Source organism: Dechloromonas denitrificans, from assembly GCF_001551835.1.
GTDB classification, from domain to species: Bacteria; Pseudomonadota; Gammaproteobacteria; order Burkholderiales; family Rhodocyclaceae; genus Azonexus; species Azonexus denitrificans.
Window position 1 is genome coordinate 457,079 of record NZ_LODL01000019.1, and the last position, 24,065, is coordinate 481,143.

Annotated in this window: 26 protein-coding genes; 18 read left to right on the top strand and 8 right to left on the bottom strand. The window is 63.5% G+C overall.

All coding sequences use genetic code 11. The features are described from left to right. Positions 1 to 65: 65 nt before the first annotated feature. The 7 genes from AT959_RS10020 to AT959_RS10050 are packed head-to-tail and all read left to right on the top strand — an operon-like array spanning position 66 to position 6,698. Complete coding sequence (locus tag AT959_RS10020; RefSeq protein WP_066882834.1) at positions 66 to 1,865, top strand: glutamine--tRNA ligase/YqeY domain fusion protein; 1,800 nt, start codon at positions 66 to 68, stop codon at positions 1,863 to 1,865. Beyond that, complete coding sequence (locus AT959_RS10025) at positions 1,865 to 2,449, top strand: DUF924 family protein (RefSeq protein ID WP_066882835.1); 585 nt, start codon at positions 1,865 to 1,867, stop codon at positions 2,447 to 2,449. The genes AT959_RS10020 and AT959_RS10025 overlap by 1 nt, the downstream gene beginning before the upstream one ends. Before the next feature lie 4 nt (positions 2,450 to 2,453). After that, positions 2,454 to 3,638, top strand: a complete 1,185-nt coding sequence (locus AT959_RS10030) for an Eco57I restriction-modification methylase domain-containing protein (RefSeq protein ID WP_066882836.1) — start codon at positions 2,454 to 2,456, stop codon at positions 3,636 to 3,638. Next, entirely contained in the window at positions 3,635 to 4,447 is an 813-nt protein-coding gene (gene pyrF, locus AT959_RS10035; protein ID WP_066882837.1) for an orotidine-5'-phosphate decarboxylase, read from the top strand. The genes AT959_RS10030 and pyrF overlap by 4 nt, the downstream gene beginning before the upstream one ends. Positions 4,448 to 4,458: 11 nt before the next feature. Beyond that, entirely contained in the window at positions 4,459 to 5,316 is an 858-nt protein-coding gene (gene ypfJ, locus AT959_RS10040) for a KPN_02809 family neutral zinc metallopeptidase (protein WP_066882838.1), read from the top strand. A gap of 6 nt (positions 5,317 to 5,322) precedes the next feature. Then, a complete protein-coding gene (locus tag AT959_RS10045; protein WP_066882839.1) occupies positions 5,323 to 5,883 on the top strand; it encodes a protein disulfide oxidoreductase in 561 nt (186 codons plus the stop codon). Then, complete coding sequence (locus tag AT959_RS10050) at positions 5,880 to 6,698, top strand: peptidoglycan DD-metalloendopeptidase family protein (protein ID WP_066882840.1); 819 nt, start codon at positions 5,880 to 5,882, stop codon at positions 6,696 to 6,698. Before AT959_RS10045 ends, AT959_RS10050 begins: the two co-directional genes overlap by 4 nt. A gap of 47 nt (positions 6,699 to 6,745) precedes the next feature. Here AT959_RS10050 and AT959_RS21995 read toward each other — a convergent pair whose 3' ends face one another. Then, entirely contained in the window at positions 6,746 to 6,871 is a 126-nt protein-coding gene (locus AT959_RS21995; RefSeq protein WP_276203676.1) for a hypothetical protein, read from the bottom strand. Positions 6,872 to 6,937: 66 nt separating this feature from the next. On the opposite strand from AT959_RS21995, the gene AT959_RS10055 reads away from it, so the two are divergent. Continuing rightward, positions 6,938 to 7,261 (top strand): hypothetical protein, encoded by a 324-nt coding sequence (locus AT959_RS10055; protein WP_066882841.1) that lies wholly within the window; start codon positions 6,938 to 6,940, stop codon positions 7,259 to 7,261. Here the strand turns inward: AT959_RS10055 and AT959_RS10060 are convergent. From AT959_RS10060 to AT959_RS10080, 5 genes are all read right to left on the bottom strand, one after another. Then, the gene (locus tag AT959_RS10060; RefSeq protein WP_066882842.1) at positions 7,258 to 7,605 is read right to left on the bottom strand and encodes a RidA family protein; all 348 of its coding nucleotides are present in this window, start codon (positions 7,603 to 7,605) and stop codon (positions 7,258 to 7,260) included. The genes AT959_RS10055 and AT959_RS10060 overlap by 4 nt on opposite strands. A gap of 261 nt (positions 7,606 to 7,866) precedes the next feature. After that, positions 7,867 to 8,280: a hypothetical protein gene (locus AT959_RS10065; RefSeq protein ID WP_066882843.1), complete on the bottom strand. Its 414-nt coding sequence runs from the start codon at positions 8,278 to 8,280 to the stop codon at positions 7,867 to 7,869. Between the two features lie 10 nt (positions 8,281 to 8,290). Then, positions 8,291 to 9,553, bottom strand: a complete 1,263-nt coding sequence (locus tag AT959_RS10070) for a hypothetical protein (protein ID WP_157651268.1) — start codon at positions 9,551 to 9,553, stop codon at positions 8,291 to 8,293. 32 nt (positions 9,554 to 9,585) lie between these two features. Beyond that, positions 9,586 to 10,674, bottom strand: coding sequence for a response regulator (locus tag AT959_RS10075; protein ID WP_066882845.1), 1,089 nt, complete (start codon positions 10,672 to 10,674; stop codon positions 9,586 to 9,588). Then, positions 10,671 to 13,832 (bottom strand): hybrid sensor histidine kinase/response regulator, encoded by a 3,162-nt coding sequence (locus tag AT959_RS10080; protein ID WP_157651269.1) that lies wholly within the window; start codon positions 13,830 to 13,832, stop codon positions 10,671 to 10,673. The genes AT959_RS10075 and AT959_RS10080 overlap by 4 nt, the downstream gene beginning before the upstream one ends. 206 nt (positions 13,833 to 14,038) lie before the next feature. On the opposite strand from AT959_RS10080, the gene AT959_RS10085 reads away from it, so the two are divergent. Genes AT959_RS10085 through AT959_RS10110 form a run of 6 tightly spaced genes read left to right on the top strand, consistent with a single transcriptional unit; the run spans position 14,039 to position 19,356 of the window. Continuing rightward, on the top strand, positions 14,039 to 14,626 hold the full coding sequence (locus AT959_RS10085) for a hypothetical protein (RefSeq protein ID WP_066882847.1): 588 nt from the start codon (positions 14,039 to 14,041) through the stop codon (positions 14,624 to 14,626). An 8-nt stretch (positions 14,627 to 14,634) separates the two neighbouring features. Continuing rightward, complete coding sequence (locus AT959_RS10090) at positions 14,635 to 15,783, top strand: efflux RND transporter periplasmic adaptor subunit (RefSeq protein ID WP_066882848.1); 1,149 nt, start codon at positions 14,635 to 14,637, stop codon at positions 15,781 to 15,783. Positions 15,784 to 15,787: 4 nt separating this feature from the next. Next, positions 15,788 to 16,477 (top strand): ABC transporter ATP-binding protein, encoded by a 690-nt coding sequence (locus AT959_RS10095; RefSeq protein ID WP_066882849.1) that lies wholly within the window; start codon positions 15,788 to 15,790, stop codon positions 16,475 to 16,477. A 3-nt stretch (positions 16,478 to 16,480) separates the two neighbouring features. Beyond that, positions 16,481 to 17,689 carry an ABC transporter permease gene (locus tag AT959_RS10100; RefSeq protein ID WP_066882850.1) on the top strand — a complete coding sequence of 403 codons (1,209 nt, stop codon included), beginning with the start codon at positions 16,481 to 16,483 and terminating at the stop codon, positions 17,687 to 17,689. A gap of 1 nt (position 17,690) precedes the next feature. Beyond that, a complete protein-coding gene (locus AT959_RS10105; protein ID WP_066882851.1) occupies positions 17,691 to 18,890 on the top strand; it encodes an ABC transporter permease in 1,200 nt (399 codons plus the stop codon). Positions 18,891 to 18,936: 46 nt separating this feature from the next. Further along, positions 18,937 to 19,356, top strand: coding sequence for a MaoC family dehydratase (locus AT959_RS10110; protein WP_066882852.1), 420 nt, complete (start codon positions 18,937 to 18,939; stop codon positions 19,354 to 19,356). A gap of 67 nt (positions 19,357 to 19,423) precedes the next feature. On the opposite strand, the gene AT959_RS20510 is transcribed toward AT959_RS10110, so the two are convergent. Both AT959_RS20510 and AT959_RS10120 read right to left on the bottom strand, forming a co-directional pair. Continuing rightward, positions 19,424 to 20,551, bottom strand: a complete 1,128-nt coding sequence (locus tag AT959_RS20510; RefSeq protein ID WP_083518323.1) for a pseudouridine synthase — start codon at positions 20,549 to 20,551, stop codon at positions 19,424 to 19,426. After that, entirely contained in the window at positions 20,548 to 20,892 is a 345-nt protein-coding gene (locus AT959_RS10120; protein ID WP_066882853.1) for an FKBP-type peptidyl-prolyl cis-trans isomerase, read from the bottom strand. The genes AT959_RS20510 and AT959_RS10120 overlap by 4 nt, the downstream gene beginning before the upstream one ends. 197 nt (positions 20,893 to 21,089) lie before the next feature. On the opposite strand from AT959_RS10120, the gene rplU reads away from it, so the two are divergent. From rplU to proB, 4 genes are all read left to right on the top strand, one after another. Continuing rightward, complete coding sequence (gene rplU, locus AT959_RS10125) at positions 21,090 to 21,401, top strand: 50S ribosomal protein L21 (protein ID WP_066882854.1); 312 nt, start codon at positions 21,090 to 21,092, stop codon at positions 21,399 to 21,401. Between the two features lie 22 nt (positions 21,402 to 21,423). Further along, positions 21,424 to 21,687, top strand: coding sequence for a 50S ribosomal protein L27 (rpmA, locus tag AT959_RS10130; protein WP_066882855.1), 264 nt, complete (start codon positions 21,424 to 21,426; stop codon positions 21,685 to 21,687). A 133-nt stretch (positions 21,688 to 21,820) separates the two neighbouring features. Beyond that, a complete protein-coding gene (gene cgtA / locus AT959_RS10135; RefSeq protein WP_066882856.1) occupies positions 21,821 to 22,897 on the top strand; it encodes an Obg family GTPase CgtA in 1,077 nt (358 codons plus the stop codon). Then, positions 22,894 to 24,015 carry a glutamate 5-kinase gene (proB, locus tag AT959_RS10140; RefSeq protein ID WP_066882857.1) on the top strand — a complete coding sequence of 374 codons (1,122 nt, stop codon included), beginning with the start codon at positions 22,894 to 22,896 and terminating at the stop codon, positions 24,013 to 24,015. The genes cgtA and proB overlap by 4 nt, the downstream gene beginning before the upstream one ends. Positions 24,016 to 24,065: the final 50 nt, after the last annotated feature.

Genomic DNA, 24,065 nt, shown 5'->3' on the forward strand with positions numbered 1-24,065 from the left:
GGAATTGTAGCGGTTTGCCGGCCGGCCCCGGTTAAAATAGCGCGATTGAAATCAGAGGTTTCACCGTGAGCAGCCCCAACAAACCTGAAGTCGCCCCCGCCGCCAATTTCATCCGCAACATCGTCGAAGCCGACCTCGCCGCCGGCAAGCATGCCCAGCGCCACTGGGCCGGCCAGCCCGGTACCGCCGCCGACCACGCCGCCGCCCCGCTCGACGCCGCCAAGCTGCGCACCCGCTTCCCGCCCGAGCCGAACGGCTACCTGCACTTCGGCCACGCCAAGTCCATCCTGCTCAACTTCGGTCTCGCCCAGCAGTATGGCGGCCGCTGCCACCTGCGCTTCGACGACACCAACCCGGAGAAGGAAGACCAGGAATACGTCGACTCGATCATCGATGCCGTCAAGTGGCTCGGCTGTTCCTGGGAGAAGGACGGCGAAAGCAACCTCTACTACGCCTCCAACTACTTCGACTGGATGCTGCAATGCGCCGAAGCGCTGATCAGCGCCGGCCACGCCTACGTCGATAGTCAGTCGGCCGACGAAATGCGCACCAACCGCGGCACGCTGACCCAGCCCGGCAAGAATTCGCCCTTCCGTGACCGTTCCGTCGCCGAGAACATCGATCTCTTCAAGCGCATGCAGGCCGGCGAGTTCGCCGACGGTCAACACATCCTGCGCGCCAAAATCGACATGGCGGCCCCCAACATCAACCTGCGCGACCCGGCCATCTACCGCATCCGCCACGCGACGCACCACAACACCGGCGACAAGTACTGCGTGTATCCGATGTACACCTTCGCCCACCCGATCGAAGATGCGCTGGAAAACATCACGCATTCGATCTGCACCCTGGAATTCGAGGATCAGCGGCCGTTCTACGACTGGCTGCTCGAACGCCTGGCCGAAGCCGGCCTACTGCAGCGCCCGCTGCCGCAGCAGATCGAGTTCTCGCGCCTCAACCTGACCTACGTGGTTTTGAGCAAACGCAAGCTGATCCAGCTCGTCGATGAGAAGCACGTCGACGGCTGGGACGACCCGCGTATGCCGACCCTGGTCGGCGCCCGCCGTCGCGGCTACTCGGCCGACGGCTTCCGCCTGTTCATGGAGCGCGTTGGCGTTACCAAGAACGACTCGCTGATCGACTACGTACTGTTCGAAGATGCCATGCGCGAAGTGATGAACGAGTCCGACCAACGCCGCATCGCCGTGCTCGATCCGGTCAAGCTGATCATCGACAACTACCCGGCAGGCCAGGTTGAAGAATGCTTCGCACCGAACCACCCGCTGCACCCGGAACTCGGCCAGCGTTCGATTCCGTTCAGCCGCGAACTGTGGATCGAGGGCGAGGACTTCATGGAAGTGCCGAGCAAGGGCTTCCGCCGCCTGTTCCCGGGCAACATGGCCCGCTTGCGCTACGGCTACGTCGTCGAATGCACCGGCTGCGACAAGGACGCCGACGGGAAGGTTATCGCGGTGCACTGCAATTATTTGCCCGAAACCAAATCCGGCACGCCGGGCGCCGACAGCGTCAAGGTCAAGGGCAACCTGCACTGGGTCTCCGCCGCTCACGCCTACCAGGCAGAGATCCGCCTGTTTGAACGCTTGTTCAAGGTGCCCGCCCCTGGCGCCCGCCGCGAAGGCGATGCGCCGGAACTGGAGCGCGATTTCCTCGACGACCTGAATCCGGAATCGAAGCAAACCATCGTCGCCCAGCTCGAACCCTGCCTGAAGGATGCCAAGCCGGAAGAGCGCTTCCAGTTTGAACGCCACGGCTATTTCATCGCCGACCGGATCGATTCGAAGGACGGCCAGCCGGTCTTCAACCGTGCCGTCACGCTGAAGGACTCCTGGGGCAAGGCCGCCTGATGGCTCTGGCTGCAGCGGCCGACATCCTGGCTTTCTGGTTCGGCCAGCCGGGCGAAGCCGGTCACGGCCAACCGCGCACCGCCTGGTTTCGCAAGGATGCCGCCTTCGACGCCGAGATCCGCCGCCAATTTCTGGCGACGGTCGAGGCCGCGCTGGCCGGCCAGTTGGCCGACTGGGCGAACTCGCCGCAAAGCCTGCTCGCCCAGCTCATCCTGCTCGACCAGTTTCCGCGCAACCTCTTTCGCGGCGAGGCCCAGGCTTTCGCCGGCGATGCGCAGGCCCGGCAACTGGCCGAACGAGCCCTCGACCAGGGCTGGGACAAGGGCCTGAGCGCCGTCGAAAAGCTGTTCATCTACCTGCCTTTCGAGCACAGCGAAGCGCTCGCCGACCAGCAGCGTTCGCTGGCGCTGTTCACCGCGCTGGCCGCCGAACACGCCGGCTGCGAAGGCTACCTCGACTACGCGCAGCGCCATTACGACGTGATCGCCCGCTTCGGGCGCTTCCCGCACCGCAACGCGGCACTGGGCCGACCTTCCACCCCCGAAGAGACGATTTACCTCGCTCAGCCGGGCAGCGGCTTTTAACTCCGTGTCGGCCCGCAACGTCGCACAGCTCGGCCAAGTCTTCACGCCGCCCAAGGTGGTGGATTTCATGCTCGACCTCTGCCAGAACCGGGGCCGGGTGCTGGAACCCTCGGCCGGTGACGGCGCGTTTTTCCGCACCCTGCGCGAACGCCAGGTGGACTGCGTCGGCATCGAGATCGACCGCTGCGTCGCGCCGGAAGGCGCCGAAATCCGCGATTTCTTCGATTACCCCCTCAGCGAGCAGTTCGACAGCATCGTCGGCAACCCGCCCTACGTCCGCTTTCAGGATGTCGCGGTGGACACCCGGAAAAAGCTGAAATCCGACCTCTTCGACGGGCGCAGCAACCTCTTCCTGTTCTTCATCGAGAAGTGCGTGCGCCACCTGAAGCCGGGCGGCGAACTGGTCTTCATCGTACCGCGCGAATTCATCAAGCTGACCGCCGCCAAGAAGCTGAATGCCTGGCTGCACGAACAGGGCAGCATCACGCATTTCTACGAAACCGGCGATACCCGCGTTTTCGACGAACATACGCCGAACTGCGCCATCTTCCGCTTCGAAAAGGGCCGGCTGGACCGCCAGATGGCCGATGGCCGGCGCTTCACCGAGGTCGACGGACAGCTGATGTTCCTGCGCGACGACTACGGCGTCCGCTTTGCCGACGTGTTCACGGTCAAGGTCGGCGCCGTCTCCGGGGCCGACCACATCTTCGCCCACGCCAAGGGCAACATGGAATTCGTCTGCTCGAAAACGGTCGAAACCGGAGCGACGCGGCGCATGCTCTACGGCATCAAGCACCCGCATCTCGACAAGCACAAGGCCGAACTGCTCGGCCGCCGGGTCCGGACTTTCGACGAAAGCAACTGGTGGCAGTGGGGCAGAGCCTTCCCGATCAACCTGCACCCGCGCATCTACGTCAATGGCCGGACGCGCAAGCCCGAACCGTTCTTCCTGCACGACTGCAACAGTTTCGACGGCGCCATCCTCGCCCTGTTCACCCGCAACCAGCGCATGCAGCGCCGCGAACTGATCGAATGCACGATGATGCTGAACAAGGAAGTCGACTGGCAGGAACTCGGCTTCGTCTGCGACGGCCGTTTCCTGTTCACCCAGCGCAGCCTGCAGACCTGCCTGCTGCCGGACAAGTTTTCCCGCTATTTACCGTCTGATTTGAAAAAGGACGCCGCATGACCTTCACGCAAATGCTCGCCGCCGCCTGGCAGAAAAACAACTCCCTGCTCTGCGTCGGCCTCGACCCCGACCCGGCCAAGTTCCCCGCCCACCTCAAGGGCCGCGACGACGCCATCTTCGAGTTCTGCGCCGCCATCGTCGATGCGACTGCCGATCTCGTCTGTTCCTTCAAGCCGCAGATCGCCTACTTCGCTGCCCGCCGTGCCGAAGACCAGCTTGAAGCGCTGATCGCCCACATTCACGAAAAGCACCCGGGCATCCCGGTCATTCTCGACGCCAAGCGCGGCGACATCGGCTCCACCGCCGAACAGTACGCTGTCGAAGCTTTCGGCCGCTTTCAGGCCGATGCCGTCACGGTCAACCCCTACATGGGCCGCGACTCGGTCGATCCCTACCTGGCCTACCCGGACAAAGGCGTCATCCTGCTCTGCCGGACCTCCAACGCCGGCGGCTCCGACCTGCAGTTTCTCGATGTCGGCGGCGAAAAGCTCTACGAGCGCGTCGCCGGCCTGTCGGCCAGGACCTGGAACAGCACCGGCCAGATCAGCCTGGTGGTCGGCGCCACCTTCCCGGCCGAGATTGCCCGCGTGCGCGAAATCGTCGGCGACATGCCGCTGCTCGTCCCCGGTATCGGCGCCCAGGGCGGCGACATCGAGGCCACCGTACGGGCCGGGCGTACCGCCGACGGTACCGGCTTGATGATCAACTCCTCGCGTGCCATTCTCTATGCTGGTCAGGACGAGAACTTCGCCGCGGCTGCCCGCCAGGCAGCACTTGAAACCCGCGACGCGATCAACCGCTATCGCTAAGGAGTACCGCCATGCGCATCGATGACTACCGGGACAGCGACAACGTCGAAGACCGCCGCGGCGGCGGGGGTGGCATCGGGCGCGGCGGGGTCGGCATCGGCGGCATCATCCTGGCGCTGGTCGTCAGCTATTTCACCGGCATCAACCCGCTGACCCTGCTCGGCTTCATCGAACAGACGCCGCTCGCCCAGCACAGCGCGCCAGCCGCCCACAAGCCGCCGGCCAACGATGAAAGCGCCCGTTTCGTTTCCAAGGTTCTGGCCTCGACCGAAGATGTATGGACCGACACCTTCCGCCAGAATGGCCGCCAGTACGAAGTGCCGAAACTGGTGCTGTTCACCGGCGCCACGCCGACCGCCTGCGGCACCGGCCAGACGGCGATGGGCCCCTTCTATTGCCCCGGCGACCGCAAGGTTTATATCGACCTCGCCTTCTACCGCGAGCTGAAGGAGCGTTTCCATGCGCCCGGCGAATTTGCCCAAGCCTACGTCATCGCCCACGAAGTCGGCCACCACGTCCAGAACCTGCTTGGCATCGCCGAAAAAGTGCATACGACGCAGCAACGCGTCGGCAAGGCCGAAGCCAACGCCCTCTCCGTCCGCATGGAACTGCAGGCCGACTGCCTGGCCGGCGTCTGGGGCAAACGCACCGACACGATGAAGCAGGTGCTCGAACCCGGCGACCTCGAAGCGGCCCTCAATGCCGCCTCAGCCATCGGCGACGACCGGCTGCAACAGCAGGCGCAGGGTCGCATCGTGCCGGAAAGCTTCACCCACGGCAGTTCCGCCCAGCGCGTCCGCTGGTTCAAGAAGGGGTTCGAAAGCGGCGACATGGCCCAGTGCAACACCTTCAAGGCGGCACAGCTGTAAGCACCGTTGGAACCCGACGCCACCAATCCTCCGGCGACGCCCAAACCGCCCCGCTGGCGCCGCTGGCTGGTCGAAGGCCTGCTCCTGCTTGGCATCGCTATCGCCATCAATGTCGCCGTCCAGCTCTGGCAGGGGCGCGCCACGCCGCACGGCCCGGCGCCGCAGTTCGCCGGTCAACGCCTTGACGGCACGCCTTTCGACCTCGTCGCCTGGCGCGCCCAACATCCCGGGCGGGCTGTACTGCTCTATTTCTGGGCCGACTGGTGCGCCATCTGCCAGACCACCGCCGGCAATGTCACGGCCATTGCCGAAGACTGGCCGGTGACCAGCATCGCTATCCAGTCCGGGCCGGCCGAACAAGTGACGAGGATCATGGCCGAAGCCGGCTACAACTGGCCGACGCTGCCTGACCCCAAGGCCGCCATCCATCGCCAGTACGGCCTGCCGGGCGTACCGGCCTTCATCGTCATCAACCCGGCCGGCGAGGTCGCTTTCGTCACCCTCGGCTACACCTCGGAACTCGCGCTGCGCCTGCGTTTGTGGTGGGCCAGCCGCCTCGCCCGATGAAACTGCATAGAGTCCTGCTCTTCCTTGGCATCCTCGGCCACTTGGGAACTGCCGTCGCCCTGCCCAGGCACGCCCCGGTGCCCGGCGGCATCGCCGTCATCGACCTCGGCCCGGCCAGCCAGCAGGCGCCCAGCGCCCGCCTGGGCGAACAGCCGCTGGCCGTAGTCAAAGAGCAGGGCCGCTGGTATGCGCTGCTCGGCATCCCGCTCGACACGCTGCCCGGCGAAATGGAAATTGCCGTTTCCGGCGGGTCGACCGCCGGCATCAGGACTGTCAATATCGGCATCAAGAATTACCCGGAACAGCGCCTGACCATCAAGGACAAGCGCAAGGTCGAGCCCAACCCGGATGACCTCGCCCGCATCGAGCGCGAAAAGGCAGTCACCGAAGCGGTCAAGCGCCACTTCAGCAGCCATGCCCCGGCCACCGATTTTCTGCTGCCGGCGAGCGGCCCGCTCTCCTCACGCTTCGGCCTGCGCCGCATCTTCAACGGCCAGCCGCGCAACCCGCATGCCGGACTCGATGTCGCCGTCGGCACCGGTGCGCCGATCCGGGCGCCGGCCGATGGCATCGTCGCCAACACCGGCGACTATTTCTTCAATGGCAACACCGTCTTCATCGACCACGGCCAGGGCCTGATCAGCGCCTACATGCACCTCTCGCGCATCGACGTCCGCCCGGGTCAAACGGTGAAAAAAGGCGAACTGCTTGGCGCCGTCGGCGCCACCGGCCGCGTCACCGGCCCGCACCTGCACTGGGCAGTCATCCTCAACAACACGCCGGTCGACCCCGAACTCTTCCTGGCCCGGCCGTAAACGGAGAAAAGGCAGCCGCAGCTGCCTTTTCCCGGCACGCAGCGAATTCAGACCTTCGGCTTCGAAGGCGTACTCATCTGTTTTTCGTCTTTCGCCTTGTCGCCACAGGCGATGGCACTCAGGCTGCCCAAGGCAAAGACGGCAGCAATCACGGCTGACAGCAGTTTCTTCATCACGGATCTCCTTCGGGTTGAACTGGATGTTTGATCTATTGGCGCTGACATGGTTCATTACAGCCCATGCCCGAGCAGATCATCTACCTCCACCGCAGCGCCCCGCCGAAACCGGCCGCCGGCCAGCCCTGCAACGGCTGCGGCGTCTGCTGTGCGCTGGAAACCTGTCCGGCTGCCCGCTTGCGTTTTTGGCAAAGAAAAGGCCCCTGCCCCGCCCTCGAATGGTCGGCAGCCGACGCCCGCTATCACTGCGGCCTGCTGCTCCGGCCCGCTCATTATTTCGGCTGGCTGCCCGCCGCCGGTGAAGCTCGGGCCGGCAAACTGATGCAACGCTGGATCGCCGCCGGCAAAGGCTGCGACTGCAGCGCCGAAAGCGCCGCTGCGGATTAAGCGAGGGCGGCGGTCAACACCATTTCGACGCGATATTCCGGCTTGGCCAGCCGGGCCTGCAAACAGGCGCGGGCCGGCGCGCAACCGGGTGGCAACCAGGCATCCCACACCGCGTTCATCGCCTCGTAATCGGCCATGTCGCTGAGGTAGATGGTCACCATCAGCAAGCGGGATTTGTCGCTGCCGGCCTGGGCCAGCAAGCGCTCGACACTGGCCAGCAAATTGGCGGTCTGGGCGGCGGCATCGCCGTCGAGATTGGCGGCGACTTCGACAAGGTAAACGGTGCCGTTATGGACAACGCTATCGGAAAAACGGCCGGTCGTGCCGTGGCGCTGAATCTGCATCAGGAATCCTCAAAACGTGAAGCCCATGCGTTTCGGGCATGGGCTTCGGTTACTGCACCAAGACACATTAGGCCAAGGTTTTCGGCTTTTCGCCGTTACGGAGTACTACACGGTAATCTCAAGATTTTTTCCATCGACAACTGCCATAGAATCTCCTGCAACGCAGCGGGTACTGCCACTTCTTGCTGGGCTTGCTGCTAACCTCAGCACGGGTTCAGCTTACCACTCTGAAGAAAAAATACTAGCCAAATCATTTGGCCATTAACGCTTGAAAACGACGTTCGCCCCCTTCGGCACTTTGGATTGCGGCACGTAGGCAACCGCCCCCGGCGTACTCCCGACGAAGCGCAATATTTCCTCGACGCTGGCCATTTCACGCGGCGGCGTTCCCTTGCCGACATAGCGACGCACCAGCCAGTAGCCGGTGTATTGCTCCTCGTTCTGCTCCAGGTAGGCTTCCAGGAACTGCTGCCGCAACGGGTTGCCGGGTGGCAAATTGACCGGCACCGCCGGCTGCTCGGCAATCGACAAGATACGCCCGGTGTACAGGCGCTGCACGGTCGCCAGATCGGTTTTCGGCACGCTGCCATGGGCGATGATGACGAGCGCCTCCTGGGCCTGCCCCGAGAGCGGGGCAATCAGCACCAGCAGCAGAAAAAACAGTTTCCTGCGCATGATCCCCCTCTCAGAAAGTGAAGTTATAGGAGAGGGAGAAAATATTGAAATGCATGTCGCCGCTGTTGCCGCCGGAGGGAGCATCGACGAAATTGGACGCCACCCCGGTCTGGGTATGCGCCCACTCGGCCTTGAAGATGCTGCGCGGCGTCAGGCGAAACGAGGTGCCGAGCGCACCGGTCCATTGCTCGTAGGGCGACACGATATCAGCCTGCAGTTTCTGGTAGTTGTATAGTGCGCTGCCGCGCCGGTTGCGTTCGGCCGAGGCATCGATGTCCTGGTACAGATCCAGGGCGCCGCTGCTCGATTTGGTCTTGGCGTAATAGACATAGGGCGTCCAGGCGCCGATCCGCTTCGAGACGGCCAGGTAGGCGCCCCAACGGGTCAGTCCCTCGCTGGCGCTATCGACCTTCATCCGCGCATATTCGGCCGTCACCTTGACCTCGGCCGGCAGGCTGATGCTGGCCGCCATCGTCTGCACCGGGATCCGCAGGTTATCGACCTTGCTACTGCTCAGCATGTCGTAAAAACCGAAATTCGGTGTCACCTGGCGATAGGGAATTTCACTTTGTGACGGCCCGCCGACGCGCGAGGCATTGACCTCGTGGATGCCGATCCGGAAAGTGTTGCCGATGTCACGAGCGGTCAGGACCAGGCCGGAACTGGCGACTTCGAGGGGAATGAACCAGCTGCCCGGCGTCGGATTGCCGTCCCGGACCTCCCGCCCGTAATAGCGCCAATACGGGTCGGCGCGGCCGGTATAGGCCTCGAGGTTCCACTCCATCGTTTCCGCCAGCCAGCTCTTGCTGACGCTGACGCCCCAGACGTCGGTCATCGGGGAAATCGAATAGACCTCCTGCGGCAGGCGAGCCAGATCAAAAGTGGCACCGACATCGAGATTTTCAGTGTTGAGCATCAGCGGCAGACGAATCTTGCCGAGCCGGATCAGCCAGTCATCGCTTGGCCGCCAGGAGACAAAAGCCCAGGTCAGCGCCGCCTGCCAGCGCGACTCGTAATGATCAGATGGGGCCAGGCGGGCCTGGACCGTCGCCCCCCAATGCTGATCGAACTTGACGTCCACCTGCCCACCGAGAACGCTGTCGCGCTTGATGGTGCCGCTGTCGTTGATGAACCGCTGGTAGTTCCGCGACGCGTCCGACTCGACGTAGCCGAGGGTGCCGAAGCCGGACCAGTTCAAATCGACAGCCTGCACCGGCTGGACGAAAACCAGCAGAAAAGGCAAGACGCCGGTCAGCAATGATCGATGATTCATATCGGAAAACATTCCAATGGGATATGACGGATTTATTCGTCCGCCAGTTTAATGGCAATACTGGCGAATTCATCCTGCAAGGCCAAAAAAGCATCCATCAGTAAGGGGTCGAAATGCCTGCCGCACCCCTCAAGCATGATCGCCACCGCTTCCTCGTGACTGAATGCCGCCTTGTAGGGCCGCCGCGAACGCAAGGCATCATAGACGTCGGCCACCGCCATCAGCCGCGCCGGCAACGGAATTGCCTCGCCGACCAGAGCATCCGGATAACCGCCGCCATCCCAGCGCTCGTGATGACTGCGCGCTATCTGGCTGGCGTAGAGCAGCATCAGGTTGTCGTCGCCGAGTTCCTGGCGTGTCCTTTGCAGCATGCCCTCGCCCTTGATGGCATGCGTCTTCATGATCTCGAATTCTTCCGGCGTGTGCTTGCCCGGCTTGAGCAGGATATTGTCGGGAATGGCGATCTTGCCGATATCGTGCAGCGGCGAAGCCTTGGCGATACTGTCGATGGTCTCCGGGGTCAGGAAAGCCTGGTCGCGCGCCTGCCGGGACAGGTGCTCGGCCAGTCGACGCACATAGGTCTGGGTACGGCGGATGTGATTGCCGGTGCATTCGTCGCGGAATTCGGCCAGCGATACCATGACCCGGATCGCCCCGGCCTGCAGTTTGAGCACCTCATTGACCCGCCGCTCGACCTCGGCTTGCAGCCAGGCGCTCTTGTCTTCGAGAAAGCTCTGCCAGGCCCGCACCTGCAGATGGGCCCCGATCCGGGCGAGCATGATCGACGGCGAAAACGGCTTGTGGATGAAGTCGACCGCACCCAACTGGAAGCCCCGCTCCTCGTCGGCCGCCTCGATCTTGGCGGTAAGAAAAATCACCGGCATATGGGCCGTCAACGGATTGGCTTTCAGTTGCTGAATCACTTCATAACCGTCCATCTCCGGCATCATGATGTCGAGCAACACCAGATCGGGTGGCGAATCAAAAGCCAGTTCCAGCCCACGGGCGCCACTGTTGGCCAGTTTCACCCGATATTGATCACGCAGCAGGTGATTGATCAAGCTGAGATTCGATGGCGTGTCGTCAATGACCAGAATGGTCTTGCGCTGATCGTCGTTCACTGAACTTCCCCTCCCATCCCTGTCGTTTCCAGCACGCGCAGGGCATCATCAAAATCCCAGGCGCTGATCGCCCGGCCAAGGCGTTTGCAAACCACCGGCGAAAAATAACTGGCGAAACTTTCCTGATGGCCCAGCCACAGGGCCTCCGCCTCGCCATCGCCCTCCATCAGGCAATGCCGCAGGCGCCGAACAACGCGGGCAATATCGCTCGGCTGCTGGCTCGCCACGCTCGGCGCTGGCGCTTCCGGCAAATTCGCCAGGCCGGCCAGCAAGGGGGCAATGGCCGCATCAAGCGCCTGCAAGCACGGTGCGACATCGGCTGCACCGGCTTTGATTTCGTCCTCCAGATTTGCCGCCTGCACCTGGACATCGCTCATCGCCAGATTCCCGGCCAACCCCTTGACGGAATGCGCCAGGCGCTGCGCCGTTGCCCGATCGCCCGCGGCCAGGCGGGACTCGATCTCGGCGACAACCTTCCCTTGCTCGCTGGCAAAACGCCGCAGCATGCGGCAGATGAAAGCGACCCGCCCGGGAAAACGCTGGTAAAGCAGTCGAGCATCAAGCCCGGGCAACTGCGCCAGGTGATCGAGAACACGCTGATCCTCGACGCTCTCGGCCAGCAGCGCTTTATCGGCGGACGGCGGCAAGCGCTCTTCAGCCAGCGTTCGACGATGGCGCGACAATACGTCGAACAAGTCGTCCGGCTCAAAAGGCTTGGAAATATGGCCATTCATGCCGGCCGCCAGCGCCGCCTGCAATTCGCCTCCCACCGCATGGGCGGTCATGGCGACTACCGGCAGCCCGCCATAGCGCGTGTTGGCCCGCAGCAGGCGGGTTGCCTCGCTGCCGTTCAGGACCGGCATTTCCAGATCCATCAGGACCAGGTCGTAATGCGCCGGCGACTGCTTGAACAACAGATCCAGCGCCTGCTGGCCATCCCTGGCCAAATCGACGATGACGCCCCAGGCATGGAGGATCTCGACCGCCACCTGCTGGTTGATCTCGTTGTCCTCGACCACCAGCACCCGCATCCCATCCAGGTTCTTTTGCGGCGCCCCGGCATTAGTCTGAAGCGGCAAGTCCTCGCCGACGGCACTGTTGGCGACTTCGCACAAGATTTTCGGCGGCGCCGGCTTTTGCAGCACGTCGCCGACCCCGAGCTGGGCGGCCTGGTCGCGCAACAAGGCAACATCCAGCGCCGAGACGACGATCGTCTTTTCCGGCAGCGCCAAGTGCCGGTCAAGCATGGTTTCGAGCACGGCCGCCCCCCCCATGCCGGGCATCATCCAGTCGAGCAACAACAGGTCATATGGCTGGCTCCGGGCCTGCGCCGCCTCCAGCAAGGCAATCGCCGCCGGCCCGTCGGCCGCTGCATCGACCAGCGTGCAGCCGAGCAGACGCAGCAGTTCGACCATGCTTTCGCGGGCCGGCGCATAGTCGTCAACGACCAGGGCGCGGCGGCGCCGGATCTTGCCGCCATCATGGGCAACGTAGGCTGCCACCGGCAGGCGGATCGCAAAATCGAACAGGCTGCCGCGGTCGACCTCGCTTTTAGCCCGAATATTCCCGCCCATCGCCTCGACCAGGCGCTTCGAAATACTCAGGCCGAGCCCGGTGCCACCGTATTTCCGGGTTGTCGAACCATCCGCCTGGCTGAATTCCTGGAACAGTCGCCCCTGTTGCTCTGCGCTCATGCCGATCCCGGTATCCTCGACGGCGAAATGCAGTACGGCGCTGCCATCTTCATTGTCCCAGTCGCTGACGACGAGGCGGACGTGCCCGCGCTCGGTGAACTTGACCGCATTCGACAGCAGGTTGATCAGGACCTGGCCGAGACGCAACGAATCACCGACAAAGGCGCTGCCATGGGCGATCCGGTAATCGAGGATGAGTTCCAGCTGCTTGTCCTGGGCGCGCTGCTGCACCATGAAGACGGCATTCTGGACGACCGACTGCAGGTCGAAGGATTCGCTTTCGAGCACGACCTTGCCGGCCTCGATCTTCGAATAATCGAGAATGTCATTGAGGATGCCGAGCAGGGACTTGGCGGCATCGTGGATCTTCGCGACATAATTGCGCTGCGTCGGCTGCAGGTCGGAGCGTAAGGCCAGATAGGCCATGCCGAGGATGGCGTTCATCGGCGTCCGGATTTCATGGCTCATATTGGCGAGAAAGATCGACTTGGCCTCAGCCGCCACTTCGGCCCGCGCCCGGGCCAGCGCCAGTTCCTCCTGCACCACCTGGCGCTGCTCGATATCGGCCTCGATCGCCGCCGCCATACCATCCATCGTCGTCGCCAGTGTTTGCACTTCGACAAAACCGTTTACATTGCCGACCCGCTCGCCGTAGGACTTGTGGGCCAGGGCGCTGGCCGCCTGGTGCAAGGCGAACAGCGGCGCCAGCAGATGCCGCGTCAGATAGCGGTAGCTCAACAACAGCAATAATGCAGCCGCCAGCAAGAGCGCCAGCGCCGTCATGATCAGACTCTCCAGCTTCTCCGTCGCATTATCGACATTACGCTGGGTGCGCCCATCGACCAGTTGCGCCAGCCCTTCCACCGCCTCGACCAGATCGGCCCGCAAGCGCAGGTAATCCGCCTCATGCAGCAACTTGGCGGCAAACTCGCGTTGCGGCTCGCTTTCCGAGACGAATTCCTTGCTGGCCGGGTCGTAAAGCCCCTGCGTCGCGGCAAAGGCAATTTGCTCGACCTGCTTCATCTGCTCGGCCAAACCGAGAATGCGGCTGACCGCCCCCTGTTCCCGCGCATCGAAGCCGAGCTGGCCGGCGAGCTTGATCAGGGGCAGCACATCGCCGCCGGAGGGCTGCTGATACGGACGCAGGCCGGCCAGCACCTGATCCCAATAGGCGCCCGGCTGGTCGGGGGGACGTGGCTTGGTGCCCTCCCGGATGCCGAGGATGTCATAGTAATAGATCAGGTAACGCGGATTCGCCGTGCTGACATAGGAACTGACCAGGCGGCTGAGCAACTCGACCTCCAGGCGCACGTCATTCATCAGGGTCAGCGAGGTCTGGCGCTGATAGGTCACGGCGTTGGCCTCTTTGAAGGCGGACAGCGCCGCCAGCGTCACGCCGCCAATCAGCAGCAACATGCCGATCAGCAGCAGCGACAAAAGGACGAAGGCCTGACGCAACTTCACGGCAGCCACCCTGAAAATCGCCGACTACCCGCTATTTTGTCCAGACATGCGACGCTTGACGACACCAAGCAACCTCCCCAATCCACTCGTCGTGAAATTTATGATATGTCATATTCAGGGACGGAGCACGTCAAATTACCGGATGGGTTGGTCAACGGCGCCGGATGGGCGAGAATGACGAATCGTTGCCGTCCGCCCCTGGAACCATGGATAACCTGATCAAGGATACCGTTACGCTGGAGCTCTTCTGCTGGCTGGAGCCGGACTCCGAGTTGCCGGGCTGGGACATTCTCAAGGGCAGCCCTTTCGGCGCCACGCTGGCTTCGCCGGAAGGCGGCGGACCGACGCCGGGCGACCAGCTGATCTCGGTGCAGAACTACTTTGCCGAGTACCACCTCGAATATTTCCGGCAGCGCCGCTACAACCATTTCCCCAGCCGCCTGCACGCCCTGCTGCTGTTTGCGACGCGCACCGATGCGATGACTTTCCGCAGCAAGCACCCGCAAAAAATCTTTGGCAAGAACCTCGCCTGCGCCAAGACCAAGGCCGCCTACATCTGCTCCTTCCACGATGCCAGCTGGCTGGACTACCTGCGCCTGCCGCACAACCTGTCACTGTCGGCGCTCGACGAAGTTGCCGAATACTACTGGTCGGGCAAGACCGTCGAAGAAGTCGGCCTGACCTTCATGAACGAGCCGTGGCAGGAGCCGCCGGTAATCGAGGCGCTCTACCAGGGCGCCCTCGAGCCGGTAGCCGGCCACGCCCAGTCCGGCTGGCTCCCCGGCTTTCGTTAGGAGTCAGCATGCGCCGCATCGCCATCATCGTTGTCGTCATCGCCGTTATCGGCCTTGGCCTGTTCTGGTACAACCGCCCCAAACCGACTCCGGTCGTGCTCAAGGAAGTCGCCGCCGGCAAGGTCGAAGCGACCCTGGCCAACACCCGGGCCGGCACGGTCGAAGCCTGCCAGCGGACCAAGCTGTCCACGATCATTGGCGGCCGCATCGAATATCTCGGCGTCAAGGAAGGCGACCGCGTCAAGAAAGGCCAGTTGCTGCTCAAACTGTGGAATGACGACCAGCAGGCCCAGGCCGCGCTGTCGCAGGCGCAGGTCGTGCTGGCCGGCAAGCGGGTCGAGGAAGTCTGCATTGCTGCGGTCAACGCCGAAAAAGAGGCAAAAAGGCAAAGCGAGTTGCGTGAAAAAGGCTTTGTCTCGAGCAGCCGCGAGGAAGCCGCCCGCACCGATGCCGAAGTCCGCCGGGCCAGTTGCAACACGGCCAAGGCCGATGTCGCCCAAGCCGAAGCCAAGTTCCGGGCGACCCGTGTCGAACAGGGCCGCGTCGCGCTCTATGCCCCGTTCGACGGCACCGTTGCCAAGATTGTCGGCGAGCTAGGCGAATACTCGACCCCGTCGCCTCCCGGCGTCCCGACGCCGCCGGCGATCGACCTGATCGACGATTCCTGCCTCTACGTCAAGGCGCCGATGGATGAGGTCGATGCACCGAAGATCAAGGCCGGCCAGACCGTGCGCATCACGCTCGATGCCCTACCCGGTAAGCAGATTCCCGGCAAGGTGCGGCGTGTCGCCCCTTACGTCTCGGCTGTCGAAAAGCAGGCGCGAACAGTCGATATCGAAGTCGATTTCGATCAGCCGGAAGCGACCGGCAAGCTGCTGGTCGGCTACAGCGCCGACGTCGAAATCATTCTCGCCGGCCGCGACCAGGTGCTGCGCATTCCGACCGCGGCCATCCAGGAAGGCGGCCGCGTGCTGGTGTTCAATGCCGACAGCGGCAAGCTGGAAGAGCGCCAGATCAAGGCCGGGCTGGCCAACTGGGAATACACCGAAGTGCTGGACGGACTGAGTGCCGGCGACCGCATCGTCACCTCGCTGGAGAAGGAAGGCGTCAAGGCCGAGGCGAAGGTGACGCCTGACGACAAAGCCAAGGCGAAGTAGGCGCATGGCGCTGATCGAACTCTCCGGCATCGAGCGCGTTTTCCAGCTCGGCGACACCGAAGTCCATGCCCTGAGCGGCCTCGACCTCAACATCGAGGCCGGCGAATATGTCGCCGTGATGGGCCCCTCGGGCTCCGGCAAATCGACGCTGCTCAATCTGCTAGGCCTGCTCGACCGGCCCAATGCCGGCACCTACCGGCTGGAAGGGCGCGACGTGACGACGCTGTCGCCTGACGAGCAGGCGCGGGTACGCAGCGAGCGGATCGGCTTCGTCTTCCAGAGCTTTCATCTGGTACCGCGCCTGACCGCTGCCGAAAACATTGCGTTGCCGATGACGCTGGCCGGCATTCCGGCCACCGAACGCAACCGCCGGGTTGCCCAGGCACTGCAGGACTTCGGCCTCGAACACCGTGCCGACCACCGCCCCGACCAGCTTTCCGGCGGCCAGCGCCAGCGCGTTGCCATCGCCCGTGCCACCATCATGCAGCCGGCTCTGATCCTGGCCGACGAACCGACCGGCAACCTCGACCGACAGACCGGCGAAGAGGTCATGCATCTGCTCGAAGCGCTCAACAGCAAGGGTGTGACGCTGGTCGTCGTCACCCACGACCAAGTGCTCGGCGCCCGCTCGCGACGCCAGCTGGCCATGGAAGACGGCCGACTGAAGGTCGACAGCGCCCGCCCCCCCGGTTAGCCCATGCGCTTCGCCGACACCCTGCGTTTTGCCCGCGATGCCGCCACCGGCTACCCGATGCGGACGACCTTGTCGGTGCTGGCGATGTCGATCGGCGTCGCCGCCGTCGTCGTCCTCACTGCGCTCGGCGACGGGGCGCGACGCTACGTCGTCGGCCAGTTTTCGTCGATCGGCACCAACCTCGTCATCGTCTTGCCCGGCCGTTCCGGGACTGGCGGCTTCAACCCGGCCAACGCCATCACGACGACGCCGCGCGACTTGAGCGTCGATGACGCAGCCTCGCTGCAACGCGTTCCGGCCGTCAAACGGGTGGCGCCGCTCGCCGTCGGCACCTCGGAAATCAGTTTCGGCGGCCGTTTACGCGAAGTGATGGTGGCCGGCTCGACCAGCGACTTCATCCCGATCCGCAACTTCGAGCTGGCCCAGGGTCAGGGCTTGCCGGAAGAGGACTGGAATCGGGGCTCCTCGGTCGCCGTCATCGGTTCCAAGATTCGCGAGGAAATGTTCGGCAGCGAACCGGCAGTCGGCCAGTTGATCCGCGTCGGCGACCGCCGCTTGCGCGTCGTCGGCGTCCTCAAGTCGGTCGGCCAAGGGCTGGGCATGAACACCGACGAACTGGTCATCCTGCCGGTGTCGCTGGCCCAGGCCATGTTCAACTCCAACACCCTGTTCCGCATCCTGGTCGAGGCGAAGAGCCGCGAGGCGATACCGGAGGCCAAGGAGCAGGTAATGAATCTCCTCAAGCAGCGCCATCGCGGCGAGGAGGACGTCACGGTGATCACGCAGGATGCCGTGCTGGCCACTTTCGACAAGCTGCTCGGCGCGCTGACCCTCGGCGTCGCCGGTATCGCCGCGATCAGCCTGGCCGTCGCCGGCATCCTGGTGATGAACGTCATGCTCGTCGCCGTCACCCAGCGCACCGGCGAAATCGGCCTGCTCAAGGCGCTCGGCGCCACGGCGCGCACCATCCGGCTGGCCTTCCTGGCCGAGGCGGCGATGCTCTCCGCGGTCGGCGCACTGGTCGGCTACCTGCTTGGCCAACTGGGCGCCTTCGCGCTGCGCCAGGCCTTTCCGGTTTTTCCCGCCTACCCGCCGGACTGGGCCGTGATTGCCGGACTCGGCACCGCGCTCGGTACCGGCCTGCTGTTCGGCGTCATGCCGGCCCGCCGCGCCGCCCGGCTCGACCCGGTGCAGGCCTTGATGAAGCACTGAGATGCGCTTCGCCGACTCGCTCCAGCTCGCTACCCGCGCCATCGCCGCCCAGCGCCTGCGCAGCTTCCTGACCCTGCTCGGCATCGCCGTCGGCATTGCGGCGGTGATCCTGCTCACCTCGATCGGCGAAGGCATTCACCGCTTCGTGCTCGGCGAATTCACCCAGTTCGGCACCAACGTCATTGCGGTGGCCCCTGGCAAGACCAAGACCGGCGGTTCGACCTCCGGCCTGCCGTCGAGCGCCCGGCCGCTGTCGCTGGAAGATGCCAGATCGCTCGAACGCCTGCCGCATGTCATCGCCGTCACTCCGAACGTGCGCGGCAACGCCGAAGTCGAGGGCAACGGCCGCACCCGCCGGACGCTGGTCTATGGCGTCAATGCCAAATTGCCGGTGATCTTCCGGTCGACCATCCAGAGTGGCCAATTTCTGCCGGCCGACGATGAAAGTAGCGCCCGCGCCTTCGTCGTCCTCGGCGCCAAGGTCAAGAACGAACTGTTCGGCAGCGACAACCCGCTCGGCCAGCGCCTGCGCATCGGTGGCCTGCATTTCCGGGTGATCGGCGTGATGGCGCCGAAAGGCCAGTTTCTCGGCATCGACCTCGACGACACCGTCTTCATCCCGGCCGTCCGTGCCCAGGAGTTGTTCAACCGCGAAGGCGTCGATGAAATCAATATCGCCGCCGAAGAAGGCGTGCCTTCGGCCAGCATCGCCGCCGCCATCAAGGAACGCCTGATCGCCCGCCATGGCCGCGAGGACTTCACCATCGTCACCCAGGAAGAGATGTTGAAGACGCTGTCCAACATCCTCAACGTGCTGACCATGGCCGTTGGCGCGCTCGGCGGCATTTCGCTGCTGGTCGGCGGGGTCGGCATCGTCACCATCATGACCATCGCGGTCAGCGAGCGAACCGGCGAGATCGGCCTACTGGTCGCCCTCGGCGCACCGCGGCGCACCATTCTCGCCCTTTTTCTCGGCGAAGCGGTCGCTCTCTCGACACTCGGCGGCTTTCTCGGCCTGCTGCTCGGCTTCGGGCTGGCCCAGTTGATCCACCTCGCCGTCCCCGCCCTGCCGGTGCACACCCCGCTCAGTTTCGTCCTGCTCGCCGAGTTGGTTGCCGTCTCGATCGGCCTCGCCGCCGGCGTCCTGCCCGCCCGCCGCGCCGCCAAACTCGACCCGGTGGAGGCTTTGCGAACGGAATGACGTGCTAAAGTTAGCCCGACAAATTTCATAACCCGAGGAAACAGCAATGACGTATTACATCGAAGACCTGCAACCCGGCATGAGCGCCACCATCGGCAAGACCATCACCGATGCCGACATCGTTCTCTTTGCAGGTGTTTCCACCGACACCAACGCCGTCCATCTGGACGAGGAATTCGGCAAGACCACCCCGTTCGGCGGCCGCATCGCCCACGGCATGCTGTCGGCCAGCTTCATCTCGGCCGTGCTCGGCGCCCACCTGCCCGGCCCCGGCACCATCTACCTGGCCCAGACGCTGAAATTCAAGGCCCCGGTCCGCCCCGGCGATACCGTCAAGACCACCGTCACCGTCAAGGAAGTCGTCGCCGCCAAGAAGCGCGTCATTCTCGACACCGTCTGCAAGGTCGGCGAAACGGTCGTCATCGAAGGCGAAGCCACCGTCATGATCGGCAACAAGCCGGCCTGATCGACGCCTGCTTCAGACGTAAAAAAGCCCGGTTCGCGAACCGGGCTTTTTGTTGCGCTGCCGCTTTCTAGAAAGCTTCGTCGGCACGCAGGAAACGCCATTGGCCGATTTCCAGATCACCCAGCTTGACGCGACCGATGCGTACCCGCTTCAAACCGATGACGCGCAAGCCGACCAGTTCGCACATCCGGCGAATCTGGCGCTTCTTGCCTTCCTTCAGGATGAAGTGCAGCTGGTCCTCGTTCAACTGCTTGACCCGCGCCGGCTTCAGCGCCTGACCATCGAGTTCGAGGCCGTGGTTGAGCAATTCCAGGCCGCCTTTGATCATCTCGCCGGCGACGCGAACCAGATATTCCTTCTCGACCTGGCTGTCGTCGCCGATCAGCTTCTTGGCCACCCGGCCATCCTGGGTCAGGACCAGCAAACCGGTCGAATCGATATCGAGCCGGCCAGACGGCGCCAGGCTGCGCAGCATCCAGGGCTTGAACTCGGGATCGCCCGACTGCTTGAGCTGGTTATCGGCGGTAATCAGTGTGATCGCCGGCGTAAAGCCGGGCTCCGGCTGGCCCGAAACATAGCCGACCGGCTTGTTGAGCAATACCGTGACCTGCTTGGCCTGATCGTGCTTGGCTTCTTTCGAGATCGAAATCTCGGCATCCGCCTTGATCCGCGTCCCGAGTTCGCTGACCCGCTCGCCATCGACGAAGACCCAGCCGCGCTCGATCCACAAATCGGCCTCGCGCCGCGAACACATGCCGCGCTCTGACATCACCTTGGACAAACGCACGCCTTCCGGCGGCGGTGCATTCGGATCGCGCACCGGCCGCGGCGCCGGCGCTAGTTTAGCAAGCGGCGCGGATTTGGCGACCGGCGCCTTCTTGCTGCCCGTCGTATCGTACTTGGCCGACGCTGTCTGGCGCGGCGGCGGACCGCCGCGCAGCGGCTTCTTGTTCGGCGCGCGCGGCGACACGGCGGCGTCCTTATTGACGCCCAGCGTGCCGACCGGCTTCTCGCACTTGGCAACGGGTTCGGCCGCAACGGCCGCTACCGGCTCGGCAGCCGGCCTGGTTTTTGCCGGTTTTGCCACGTCGACCGCTGGGGTGTCCGTCGGCTTGCGCCATTTCGCCCACGGGTCGTCTGCAGCCGCTTCGCTGGGCGGCTGCCCGGGTTTCGTATCCTTGTCGAAACCGCTCATTGCACAGCTAGCAGTTCAACCTCGAAAACCAGCGTCGCGTTCGGCGGGATGACGCCACCGGCACCGCGCGCGCCGTAGCCGAGTTCAGCCGGAATGGTCAGCTTGCGGGTGCCGCCGACCTTCATGCCCTGGACGCCTTCGTCCCAGCCGGCAATGACGTGACGCTGACCAAGCGGGAAATCGAACGGGTCGTTGCGATCCTTGCTCGAATCGAACTTGCTGCCGTTGGTCAGCCAGCCGGTGTAATGGACGACAACGTGGTCGCCGACCTTGGCCTCAACGCCTTCGCCAACAACGCTATCTTCGTAGACAAGGCCGGAGGCCGTAGTGATTTCAGCCATGAAAAGCTCCAGATTTACGGAGTCGAAACGACTCACGATTCTGCCGTTGCCCTCGGCGAGAGGAAAGCGGCAAAAGGGTGGATGGAAAGGCGAAAAGTCTACCACAACGCCAAGACAAGGCTTTGACTTCTCAGAGATTTTCCGTATAATGCGCGGTTCTTTGTAGCACCCTTTGTATTATTTTCGGAGTCCAACCCATGTATGCGGTCATAAAAACCGGCGGTAAGCAGTATCGCGTTACCAACGGTCTAAAACTTAAAGTAGAACAGATACCGGCAGACGTTGGCGCAGAAGTTACCCTTGACCAGGTCCTCATGGCAGGCGAAGGCGAGTCGGTAAAGATCGGCGCTCCCTTCCTTGCTGGCGCCACCGTCAAAGCCACCGTGATTTCCCACGGCCGCCACGACAAGGTCAAGATCTTCAAGATGCGTCGTCGTAAGCATTACCAAAAGCATCAAGGCCATCGTCAGAACTACACCGAACTGCGCATCGATTCGATCGCCGCTTAAGTTCAGACAAGGAGCTAACTAAATGGCACACAAAAAAGCAGGCGGTAGTTCACGTAACGGCCGCGACTCACAAGCCCAACGACTGGGCGTCAAGCGCTACGGCGGTCAATTCGTTCTCGCCGGCAACATCATCGTTCGCCAGCGCGGCACCGAATTTCACCCGGGCGAAAACGTCGGCTGCGGCAAGGATCACACCCTGTTCGCACTGAAGGACGGCGTCGTGAAGTTCCTCATCAAAGGCGAGAAAAAGCGCCGCACGGTGACCATCGTTCCGGCCGCCGAATAAATTCGGCCAGGCGGAATCTGAAAGCCCTATCCGCCGGATAGGGCTTTTTTGTTTATTGACTTGCGCATTCACGGCGAGTGCTCAAACCAATGAAAACCGGCCAGCCAAGGCAGGCCCCACGGGAAAGCCCAACATGAAATTCATCGACGAAGCCAAGATTTACGTAAAGGCCGGCGACGGCGGCAATGGCGCCGCGACCTTCCGTCGCGAAAAGTACATCCCGATGGGCGGCCCGAATGGCGGCGATGGCGGCAAGGGCGGCAGCATCTACGTCGTCGCCGACCGCAACATCAACACCCTGGTCGACTACCGCTACACCCGCAAATTCATCGGCAAGCGCGGTGAAAACGGCGGCGGCGCCGACTGCTACGGCGCCGGCGGCGAAGACATCATCCTGCGCATGCCGGTCGGCACCGTCGTCTCCGACCTCAACACCGGCGAGATCCTGGCCGACCTCGACACCCACGACAAGAAGGTGCTGCTCGCCAAGGGCGGCAAGGGCGGCCTCGGCAACATCCACTTCAAGTCCTCGACCAACCGCGCCCCGCGCCAGAAAACCAATGGCGAGCAAGGCGAAGAGTTCGAAGTCAGCCTCGAATTGCGCGTCCTCGCCGACGTCGGCCTGCTCGGCTTGCCCAATGCCGGCAAGAGCACGCTGATTCGCGCCGTTTCCTCGGCCCGCCCGAAAGTCGCCGACTACCCCTTCACGACACTACACCCGAATCTCGGCGTCGTCCGCGTCGGCGCCGAAAAGAGCTTCGTGATGGCCGACGTGCCTGGCCTGATCGAAGGCGCCGCCGATGGCGCCGGCCTCGGCATCCGCTTCCTGAAGCACCTGCAACGCACGCGCATCCTGCTCCACCTGGTCGACATCGCCCCGATCGATCCCGATGCCGACCCTGTGCGCGACGCCAAGGCGATCGTCGGCGAACTGGTCAAGCACGACCCGGAGTTGGCCCACAAGCCACGCTGGCTGGTCCTCAACAAGCTCGACCTGATTCCCGAAGAAGACCGCGAAGCAGCGATCAAGAACTTCCTGAAGGCCTACAAGAAAGCCACCAAGTATGACGGCCCGGTATTCCCGATTGCCGCCATCAACGGCGAAGGCACCAAGCCGCTGATCTACGCCATCCAGGAAGCCCTCGAGCAGATGGCTCGCCCTGAAATCGAAGACGACGACGGCGAAACCGCCGACCACGAAGAAGCATGAACAAAACCCGCCTCGCCTCCGCCAAACGACTGGTCGTCAAAGTCGGCTCAGCCCTCGTCACCAACAACGGCACCGGCCTCGACCTCGCCGCGATCGAGGACTGGGCACGCCAGATCAGTGTTTTGCATCAGCAGGGCAAGGAAGTCGTCCTCGTCTCCTCCGGCGCCATCGCCTGCGGCATGCAGCGCCTCGGCTGGGCGAAACGCCCCAAGTCGGTCCATGAACTTCAGGCCGCCGCTGCCGTCGGCCAGATGGGCCTGGTTCAGGTCTATGAAGGCGCTTTTTCCAAGCACGGCCTGCAGACCGCCCAGATCCTGCTCACCCACGACGATCTGGCCGACCGCAAACGCTACCTGAACGCTCGCTCGACACTGACCACGCTGCTCGGCCTCGGTGTCGTACCGATCATCAACGAAAACGACACGGTGGTCACCGACGAGATCAAGTTCGGCGATAACGACACTTTGGGCGCACTGGTCGCCAACCTGATCGAAGCCGACGCCTTGATCATCCTGACCGACCAGAAAGGCCTATACACGGCCGACCCGCGCAAGGACCCAAACGCCACCCTGATCCAGGAAGCCACCGCCGGCGACGAATCGCTGGAAGGCATGGCCGGCGGCGCCGGCACCCGCATCGGCACCGGCGGCATGATCACCAAGGTGATCGCCGCCAAACGCGCCGCCCGCAGCGGCGCCCACACCGCCATCGCCAGCGGCCACGAAACCGACCCCATCATCCGCCTAGCCAACGGCGAACCGGTCGGCACCCTGCTCGTCTCGCAAACGCCTGCCCTCGCCGCACGCAAGCAGTGGTTGGCCGATCACCTGCAACTAGCCGGCCGCCTGCTGCTCGACACCGGCGCGGTCAACGCCCTCAAATCGGGCAAAAGCTTGCTGCCGATCGGTGTGATCGCCGCTGAAGGCGAATTCGAACGCGGCGCCGCCGTCGCCTGCATCGACCCGCAAGGCCAGGAAATCGCCCGCGGCCTGAGCAACTACGGCAGCGGCGAAGCCCGCCTAATCGCCCGTAAATCCACACCCGAAATCGAAGACATACTCGGCTACGTGGACGAACCGGAAATCATCCATCGGGATAATCTGGTTCTGGTGGACTGAACCCAACCGACCAACAAAAAGCCCCAGAAATTTTCCGGGGCTTTTTTACA